This is a genomic window from Prosthecobacter sp. (assembly GCF_029946185.1).
Lineage (GTDB): Bacteria > Verrucomicrobiota > Verrucomicrobiia > Verrucomicrobiales > Verrucomicrobiaceae > Prosthecobacter.
On sequence record NZ_JAQSEA010000188.1, the window covers coordinates 1 to 2907 of the forward strand.

Annotated in this window: 1 protein-coding gene and 2 pseudogenes; 1 reads left to right on the top strand and 2 read right to left on the bottom strand. The window is 60.4% G+C overall.

The features are described from left to right. A pseudogene (locus PSV43_RS16230) lies at positions 1–546 on the bottom strand (hypothetical protein); the annotation flags it as partial. 105 nt (positions 547–651) lie between these two features. Further along, entirely contained in the window at positions 652–2181 is a 1530-nt protein-coding gene (locus PSV43_RS16235; protein ID WP_300199557.1) for a radical SAM protein, read from the bottom strand. A 191-nt stretch (positions 2182–2372) separates the two neighbouring features. Between PSV43_RS16235 and PSV43_RS16240 the strand changes: the two are divergent. Beyond that, positions 2373–2907: pseudogene (locus tag PSV43_RS16240) on the top strand (lysine 2,3-aminomutase); the annotation flags it as partial.

A 2907-nucleotide genomic window follows, 5' to 3' on the forward strand; every position in this document is an offset into this window, starting at 1 on the left:
GATGCGCCAGAGATGACCCAGTCCAAAAGAAAACGGCCGGGCATCCGGCAGGGGTTTGTAATGCAGATCCAGGTAATTTTCGTTCAGGAACTCAATAAACCCCGCCCCCTCTCCTCCATCATAAAGCCCCAATAGTTCCTCACGGAGTTCAGGCACGTCCACCCGCCGCATCGCCTCTTCATTGCGCAGTCCCTCGGAGGCAGCCCCGAAGTAGGTGCACAAATAGGTGTCCGCCTCCACGGTCGCACTGTCCACATGCCATGACTGCACATCCGTGCGCAGCAGTTCGCTCTCGATCTCGTTCACGTATCCGTTGATGCAGTCGAGGCTGGGCTGAAGTTCGCGACCACGCAGCAGCCCCAAGTCTTGCAGCAGCACTTCACGCGCCACCCGGCCCGCGTCGCTAAGATCCAGCGCCAGCAGACGATCCTCATCGATGCTTGTGATCCCCTTCCCCACCCTCAGTTTCTCCACGATCTCACCGAAATCGCCCGCCAGCGTCCGCTGCCAGCACAAGGCATTGATGCCGTCGCACATGGGCGTCATGACGAGTTCCTCAAAACTGCCCACCACTCGAATACGAGGGTGGTCGTGAAGTAAATTAAACGGGGAAACTGCTGAGGTCATCGTATTCGCACCACTATGCCACCACTATGCCACCACATGCCGCGCCTGACGGCTGCCTGCCGTGCTGCGCTTCGGCGGCTCACGCTCCGCCGTCTTCGTTCCGCTCAGACGCAGGGACTCACGGCCCGGCAGGCGATTCCAGTCCTGCATCATCGTTGAAGCCGCGAGGTCCGGCGGCACCGCACACTCCTGCGTCAGGTAATCAAACAGCGACTGCGCCAGCACCGGCAGCGCGATCTGGTGCGTGCGCCGCAGCTTCGCATAAAGGCTCTCGGCAAAGGCCATGAAGGCCTGAAAGGGTGAATCGCCCTGCTGCCACAGCAGATCCAGCACGGCGGTGAAGTTGCCACTGTTGGCCACCAGGTCCCAGTAGCGGGCAAAGCGCCGCATGCGCTGCATCTCCACAAAGGGAATGTCGCGGTTCTCCAGCATCTCGTAGGGCGGCACCGGGGAGTATTTCATTTGAAACTCCACATCATGCCGCACGATCGGCGTGCCACGCAGCCGCTTCAAAATGCCCACCTGAATCTCCTGCGGCCCCATCTTCACCAGCCGGTCAAAGCCACGTCCAAAACTCGCCACGTCCTCTCCCGGCAGTCCCACGATGAGGTCTGCATGTACATGGATGCCAGTTTGATCACGCAGGAACCGCAGGTTGTCCTCCAGCCGAGTCAGATTCTGCCGCCGGCTGATGTTCTTCGACGTCGCCTCATCAAAGGTTTGAATGCCCACCTCAAACTGCACCGCGCCTGCGGGAAACTCACGAATGATGTCACGCAGTTGCTCCGGCAGCCGGTCAGGCACCATCTCAAAGTGCAGGAACATCCCATCACGCCAGCGATCCAGGAAAAAGCGCAGGATCGCCATGCTCGTCGGCAGGTGCAGATTGAAGGTGCGATCCACAAACTTGAACGTCAGCGCCCCCCGATCCAGCAGCCCCTGCATTGCTTTTAAAAACGCCTCAATCGCAATGGCACGCACCGGCACATCGAGCGAAGAAAGACAAAATTCACAAGTGAACGGGCAGCCTCGCGAAGCCTCCACATACAGGATGCGATGAGCTAGGTCTGACTCTGTGTAAAGATCATAGGGCAGAGCCACACGATCCAGCGTCGGCAGTCCGGCGGGCATCACCTTCGGCAGAGCTGCCTGCGCAGCCCCATCTTCTCCCAGCAGCACAGCACAGACTTCGGCAAATTTCAGATCCGCCTCCCCCGTGATCACATGGTCCGCCAGCGCCACGATGGCCTGCCCGTCCCATTCATAAGACACCTCCGGCCCGCCGAGCACGATGCGGATCTCCGGCCGCAGCCGCCGCAGCATCCCCAGCACCTCCGTCGTCTGCACGACATTCCAGATGTACACCCCGAAGCCCACGATGCGCGGCTCCAGCGCCAGCACCGCCTCCACGATTTCCAGCGGTGCCTGATTGATCTGAAATTCCGCAATGCAGGCCCGCTCCCGCAGCGGTCCCAGGTTCGCCAGCAGGTAGCGCAGCCCGAAAGAGCTGTGGATGTATTTGGCGTTAAGCGTGGCAAGAACGATGTCGGGCATCACCCCGAGTGTGGCCGAGTTGTGGCCGGGCGGCAAACGCCTTTGCACCTCCATCCGGGGACTTTCGAGTCCGAACCCATCCAGGACAAGCCCGCACCCCGATGCAAGGAATGCACCCAAACTGCCGCAGGGGACGTTTGACATTCGAACACATCCGCGCCTAACCTCCGCGCCCACAGACACCGCAGTACATGCAAGACACCTCCCCGCTGCCTGAGAAGGAATTCCGCTCCTTTGCTCCAGGTTATTGGTCCGACAAGAATGTCGCTCCCGCCGACTGGAACAGCTCCACCTGGCAGCTCAAAAATAGGATCACGACGCTCAAACAGCTCGAAGAACACCTCACGCTGACGGAGGAGGAACGCTCAGGCGTGCTGCTCTCTGGCAACAAGCTGGCGATGGCCATCACGCCGCATTATTTCAATCTTATCGATCCCGAAGACCCGGGCTGTCCCATCCGCCGGCAGGTGATCCCGCGCATTGAGGAGACTTGGGAAGATCCCGAAGAAATGAGCGACCCCTGCGGCGAAGACAGCCACATGCCTGTGCCTGGGCTGGTGCACCGCTACCCGGACCGCGTCCTGTTTCTGGTGACCGACCGCTGCGCCAGCTACTGCCGCTACTGCACCCGCAGCCGCGTCGTTTCCGGCGTGGGTGAAAAGGAACTGCACACCGAATTTGAAGCGGCCTTCCGCTACCTGGAGAAGCATACAGAAGTCCGCGACG